Origin of the sequence: Azospirillum sp. TSO5, from assembly GCF_003116065.1 — a bacterium.
Classification (GTDB): domain Bacteria; phylum Pseudomonadota; class Alphaproteobacteria; order Azospirillales; family Azospirillaceae; genus Azospirillum.
The window spans coordinates 1-6,206 of the sequence record NZ_LGQY01000193.1 but is presented as its reverse complement, the minus strand read 5'-3'; the positions used below and the strand labels follow the sequence as shown (position 1 = coordinate 6,206).

Below are 6,206 nucleotides of genomic sequence, written 5' to 3'. Positions count from 1 at the left end.
CTCTTACCCCGCTGAGCTGCAACCAGCGGAATATTTCATGAACCACGATCACGGCGGAGGTGTCGTCACACAACGCTTACGCTTGGACGGCTGGAGAGGCTGCAGGGCGACGCCACGCTGCCGCGCAACCCTTGCGATGACCGAATAGGCGTGCCGGTGTTCGTTCCGGCGCCTCTCCTCGCCCGCCTCGCGGACCGCCAGTTCGGTTGCCCGCGCGGTCTCCAGGAGGTCGTCCTTGGTTATGACCTTGAGCCGCGCCTCCAAGGCCTTGACGGCCTCGGTCGCGGCGCTGGTCAACCGGACGGCGCCCGCCACCACGCCGGACGGCCGCGGCTTCTCGCCGGTCATGACCTCCAGTGACTCCTGGGTTGCCGCGGGTGGCTTCACGCCGCCCATGATGGGAGCCGCTTCCGCGTCGGGCTTCACCTTGTCGGTGCGGCCAGTCCGTTGGCCTTCCTCCTGCCGCGGGCTCCTGTTCGGGGCCTCACCGCGTGCTGGAGCATCATCGCGCCGGCTGGCGAGCGCAGAGGAAAGATCGCCCGGCTCCTTGCCATGACTGATGGCATCCATCAGCCGACGCAACGCCGCCTTCACCGGTTCGACCAGCCCGGTCTGCCGGGCAAGGAGCATCACCAATCGCCGGCCGTGGCGGACCAGAGCCTCATAGGCGCGTTTCCATCCCTGCGCCTCCAGTTCCGCCCGCTCCCGGCTGGCGCGCTCCCGCGCAAGCTCCGCATCCCGACCTTCGATCGCCGTCGTGAGGATTGCCAGAGCCGCCGGGACCCGCTCGGCAGCGGCGCCGCGGAGATGCACACCAAGCGCCCGCACCGGCGCGTCCAACAGGGTGGCCACCTCATCCAGTGCCCGGTCACGGTTCGCCTGCGCAATCGCCCGCAGCCGGGCGCCGGGTTCGCTGGGCAGGACCTCCGGCGTCAGCCCCGCTACCCGCGCCGCCTCCTCCACGGCGTCGGACTGTCGGCTGGCCGCCTGCAGCCGCTTGCGCAGTTCAGACGCCAACTGTTCGTCGGCAGCGTCGGTGTCGATTGTCTGGCGCACGAGACGGAGTGCCTCTTCGGCACGGTGACGCGCTTGCCGATCTTCGTCGGCCTGCCGGGCAGCCGCCGTTCCGGTGATGGTCGCAGACTCGGCGCTGCGCTTCGCCTCGTTCAGTTGCTGCCGCAGTTCCGTCCCTTCCGCGCGCAGGGCTCCACAGTCCGCTTCCGTTGCCCGCCGCTTCTCCTGCTCCAGCGCCAGGGCGGCCTTCGTACGTGCCAAGTCCCTGGTGAGTTCCTCAGCACGCGTCTCGGCCGACGCACGCGCCTGCTGCTCGCGCATCAGCACGCCGCGCGATCTCTCGTACGCGGTCGTCATGGCGCCGCGGGCGACGGTGACGATGCCATCGGCCAGAGACGTCGCGACATCCGGCTGCACCTGCCCGGTCGCCGCCGCGATGGTCGCAACGCTCCGCGTGGCAGCATCCAGTTCCTCCCGCAGCCGCGCCGCCTCCGCCGTCGGCTCCGGCACCTTTACCGTCCTGTCGCTTGCCTCAGGAACGGCGGTCCCGACGGAGCCCGGTTCGGGCGCGCGCGCTTTCCGTTCCGCGTCGCGGGCCTCCAGGTAGTCGAGCACCATCGCGTGTATCCCGCTCCACAGACCGCGGTCATGCCAGTCAACGACAACACCTGGAGGAGCTTCGACCTTCAGCATCCCACCCGTTTCCCGGCTGAAGCAAAACCCTTGCGCTTCCAACTCTTCGATCCGGACGACGGCACGAGCCAGACGCACCGACTTTTCGTCTGGCGCTGCGCGTCTGGACTTTTCGAGTTCGGCTACGATGGCGTTGAATTGATGAGGCATGACGTCCACTCCTCCAAAATTCAGAGCACGCCCGTCGACGACCGGGTGGTAGGCCGGACCGAGCGGCACCTGGGAAAGCGGTTCATGGTTCGGCCCGACTGCGCCGAGATCCTGCTGTTGACGGTAGCGATGCCACTTCGACCGCTGAGATACGCGATGGGTTGCCCCCGCCTCGGCCAATACCTCGTTGCACAGGTGCTCCCACAGCTTGCGGCTTCCGATCAGAAAGGCCGTTCGCGACAGGTCGCGGTCCTTCGGGCCGAGGGCGCCGTCGACGAGCGGGCGCGTCGTCGCCAGGACGTGCGCGTGCGGCTGGTAGACGACGATGCGCCCGTCGGGCAACTCCAGGGCGTGGGGGCCGTCCACCGGTGGAGCGCTGGGCACACGGACTACCGGGATCACCGGCCACGCGAGATCGACCGTGTTCGCCAGCTTCTCGGCGGCGGCAGGCACCGTGGGGTCCAGGGGGCGCCCGTACAGATGGATCGCAATGTCGGCGATCAGGTTGCGTGATCCGAGGTGCTCATCAACGAAGCGCTCCACCGACCGGATCGACGTGGCGATGGGGACCTCCCGGCTGAGCGACAGCGTGTATTGCAGCGCCAGTGTCGCGTCACGGCGCCGTTCGCTGAGTTCCACCCTGGTCCACAAGGTCTGCCGGTCGGCGCACCAAGCGGGCGCGCCCACGGGCACGCGGATGTCGGTGTAGTGGACACCGGCCTTGGCCGTAAAGTCCACGACCGCCGACACAGGGTCCTGCCCCTTCGCCGCCCACGCCTCTTGCAGGTCGGCGCCGATGGTCAGACCGACCCCAGCCTGGTAAGCGGCCGCTGCGATGACGGTGCGGAACCGGCCACCGGATTGGTAGGCCGCCGACGCTCCGGCCTTCGCGCCGGCGCCACGGGAGAGCATGCCCTGTTCAATGCGAAAGTATCCCAGGTCCGCCACGGCATCGGCACCTCCACGCCGTCGTCGATCCGGTAACCGGCCCTGGCCGGCCCCGGAGGCGTTGCGGCCTGCCGCAACGCCTAACTGCACACTTCTTCGCTCGAGGCTGCCCGTGGCGAGGGCCGGAGGTCCGACGCCCGGGCAGCTTGGTTCGGAAGGAAGCGTATGGAGGGATCCGCCCCGCCGCATCGGGGGCCGGGCAATTTTCTGCGCCGCCTGGGTGACGTGGTGGACCGGAGCGACGCAGGCGGAGGGGTGGGCTCGACGTGGATGGCGACGGTAACGCCGGTATCAGGTGCCGTTACCCGGTAGCGCTACCGCGGTATCACCTCACCATCGGCCGGCTTGGACCGGAACCGTCAAGATTCCGTCGCCGCAGCCCTTTCCTGGCATCGCAACTCATCCAGATACTCAGCCGGCCGACGGCGGCCGCCAAAACCGTAGTCCTCGCAGAGGTTCTGGATGTCCTGCTCCCAGCCCACCCATCCCCTGATCACGTACGAGTCCGTCTCGGAAGCGGTCAGCAAGATCGTGTCGAAGGACAGCGCTTATCCGTCATACCGCCGCATCCGCGCCGAAATTGGTGGGGGTTCCCTGCGCGACGTATCGCGCCTCATCCATGACATCAGGAAGACCGCCCCTCACCTCTTCGTTATTCAGAAGGGCGCGGTCAGCACGTCTGGCAATGCGTCCGCGGGAGGGCCGGTTGACGTCCAGTCCTGCGCCGCGGCCGAGCAGATGCGGTGCGCCATCGACGGCGCCTTGACGGCCTTCATCGCGTCGATCGACACCATGCGGCAGGAGGAGAGGCGCCTCGCCGCGGAACAGCACACCACCGCGCTGGCAGCCCTGCAGAGCGAAAGCGCGGCCTGCCGGAGCGAACTGCACGCTCTGACGGCCGAGATCGCTGAACAGGAGCAGGGTTACGAGGATCTGGCGCAGGAGCATGACCGGATCACGGAAGACCGCAACCAGCTGGCGGTGAAGGTCGCCCAGCAGAACGCGGCGCTGACCCGGATGTCCGAAGAGATCAAGGATTGGCAGCGGCAAGCGGCGGACGCGCAAGCCGCTGTGGAGACCGTGAACCGCCTTCTGTCGGAAGAAAAGACTGCCCTCCTGCGCTCCTCGCTGCAGCTCGACCAACTGCGTTCTGAACTGACCGCCAAGCATCAGGTGGAGCAGGCGCTGGACGAAGCGCTCTGCGAGAACGCCCGCCTGCGGGGGCGGTTGGAGGTTCTGGAGCCGTTCGCGGCGACGCTCGCGGCATCCGCCCATCGTGAAGCCGGTGGCAAGGTGAAGCCCGGCAAGCAGGGCTCGTTGGGGCTGCCGGCCATGGTCGCGCCGCCCGACACCTGACCGCACCGATGACCGGGTTGGCGTCGGCGATGCCGATCTGCCGCTGTGTTTCCGCTCCTGCCGCCATCGGACCATATCGTCATGGCCGCTCCCACCATGGACTTTCCAACCGTGACCCACACCACCGACTCCACCGCCGCGACGACGGCGCCCGCTGTCCAGCCGCCCCAGCAGGAGCAGCGGACCGTTCCGCTCGAGAAGCTGCTCGGATTGGCCCGCATTCTGGCGCGCCATGAGATGCGCCGGCGTCCGTCCCAGGCCGGCTTCCTGACGTTCGCTGCCGGTCTCGCCCTTGTTCTTCTCGCCGCCCTGATCGCGTTCTTCCTGAAGGCCCTGCGATGACCGTCCTCCACCACCCCCGCCGTCGGGCCGTCATCTACGCCCGCTACTCGACCGACAAGCAGCGCCAGGAATCGATCGCCGACCAGATCGAGCTGTGCCGGCGTTACGCCGTCCAGCAGGGCTGGGAGGTTGTCGATACCTACACGGACGCGGCGATCAGCGGCGCCTCCCGGCACCGCCCGGGCTTTCTGAAGCTGGTGGATGATGCCGGGCGCCGCCGCTTCGATGTCGTGGTGTCCGAAGCCGTCGACCGTCTGGGTCGACGATTGGCGGACACCTCGGATCTCTATGACCGTCTTAGCTTCTACAATGTGAAGCTGTACACGCCGGACTTCGGCGAGATCAGCACGATCCACGTCGCCATCATGGGCATGATGGCACAGATGCAGCTCAGGGAGATCGGTCAGAAGACCCGACGCAGCCATCTTGGCTTGGCCAGGGAGGGACGTATTCCCGGCGGCAAAGCCTATGGATACGACGTCGTCGACGGCGACAAGGCAGGTGGCGGGTATCGCCGCATCAATGCGGGCGAAGCCGCCGTTGTCCGCCGCATTTTCGCGCTGTACGCCGACGGCATGAGCCCCCGCGCCATCTCCCGCCTGTTGAACGATGAGAAGGTTCCAGGTCCCAGGGGGAGGAAATGGGTCGATACCACGATCCGCGGACAGGTCGCGCGCGGAACCGGTATCCTCAACAACGCCAACTATGCCGGCGTTCTGGAATGGGGACGTTGCGAGTTCGTCAAGGATCCGGGCACCGGCAAGCGCGTCGCCCGCATCAACCCTCAGGGAAAGCGGGAGATTGTCGAAGTCCCCGAGTTGCGCATCATCGACGACGTTCTGTGGAACCGCGTCAAGGCGCGACAGGAGGCGGTTGCCACCGAAATCGGTCGGGATGAGCAGGGCAATGCTCTGAACCGCGTGCATCGGCGGCGCTTCCTTCTGTCCGGCGTGCTGGTGTGCGGCGTCTGCGGCGGCCGCTACACAATCATGGGCAAGGACCGCTACGGTTGCGCCGGGCACCGGAATTCCGGCACCTGCCCGAACGACCGCACCATCAGCCGGCAAGCGATCGAGGGCCGTGTTCTTGCCGGGCTGAAGGAGCGCCTGCTCGGCGCCGACGTGGTCGCCGCCTTCATTGAGGAAATGGTCGTGGCGCAACGGCGTGATCAGGCCGAGGCGCGGAACCGGCGCGGGGATCGGGAGCGCGCCCTCGCCGGAACCGACCGGAAGATCGCGTCGATCCTGGAAGCAGTGGAGAACGGGATGTACAGCCCGTCTCTGAAGGAGCGGCTGTCCGCCCTGGAGGCCGAGCGTACTGCGCTCGCCGCCGAGATCGACGCCCTGGGCACGGAGGCGCCGGAAATGCTGCTGCCGGCCAACTTGCCGGAGCTGTACCGGCGGAAGATCGCGGAGCTCGAGTCCGTGCTCGGCGACGGCGACGAGGGGATGGCCGCGATGGAGATGATCCGGTCCATGGTCGACCGTGTCGTGCTGTCCCCCTGCCCCTCGGGCGCCGGGCTGGAGGCGCAGCTTCATGGCGACCTGCTGGCGATCCTGGAGGCGTGCGCCGAAGCGGACCCGAAACGCCGACAGCCCGCCTCGTTGGAGGCGGGCTGTCAACTGTCGGTGGTTGCGGGGGCAGGATTTGAACCTGCGGCCTTCAGGTTATGAGCCTGACGAGCTACCGGGCTGCTCCACCCC

General features: G+C 67.7%; 4 protein-coding genes. 3 read left to right on the top strand and 1 reads right to left on the bottom strand.

The genetic code is table 11. From position 1 onward, the window contains the following. Nucleotides 1-48 precede the first annotated feature (48 nt). Complete coding sequence (locus tag TSO5_RS31965) at nucleotides 49-2,805, bottom strand: MobA/MobL family protein (protein WP_158282526.1); 2,757 nt, start codon at nucleotides 2,803-2,805, stop codon at nucleotides 49-51. A gap of 462 nt (nucleotides 2,806-3,267) precedes the next feature. Between TSO5_RS31965 and TSO5_RS31960 the strand changes: the two genes are divergently transcribed. The 3 genes from TSO5_RS31960 to TSO5_RS31950 all read left to right on the top strand — a co-directional run bounded on the left by TSO5_RS31960 (nucleotide 3,268) and on the right by TSO5_RS31950 (nucleotide 6,176). Further along, nucleotides 3,268-4,161: a DNA-binding protein gene (locus TSO5_RS31960; protein WP_109155375.1), complete on the top strand. Its 894-nt coding sequence runs from the start codon at nucleotides 3,268-3,270 to the stop codon at nucleotides 4,159-4,161. A gap of 81 nt (nucleotides 4,162-4,242) precedes the next feature. Beyond that, nucleotides 4,243-4,503, top strand: coding sequence for a hypothetical protein (locus TSO5_RS32880; RefSeq protein WP_109155374.1), 261 nt, complete (start codon nucleotides 4,243-4,245; stop codon nucleotides 4,501-4,503). Further along, nucleotides 4,500-6,176, top strand: coding sequence for a recombinase family protein (locus TSO5_RS31950; protein ID WP_109155377.1), 1,677 nt, complete (start codon nucleotides 4,500-4,502; stop codon nucleotides 6,174-6,176). Before TSO5_RS32880 ends, TSO5_RS31950 begins: the two co-directional genes overlap by 4 nt. The last annotated feature ends 30 nt before the right edge of the window (nucleotides 6,177-6,206 follow it).

Bases quoted from the DNA above. Each gene is read 5' to 3' on its own strand.
- TSO5_RS32880 (WP_109155374.1), top strand. From the start codon at position 4,243: ATGGCCGCTCCCACCATGGACTTTCCAACCGTGACCCACACCACCGAC.
- TSO5_RS31960 (WP_109155375.1), top strand. From the start codon at position 3,268: ATGTCCTGCTCCCAGCCCACCCATCCCCTGATCACGTACGAGTCCGTC.
- TSO5_RS31950 (WP_109155377.1), top strand. From the start codon at position 4,500: ATGACCGTCCTCCACCACCCCCGCCGTCGGGCCGTCATCTACGCCCGC.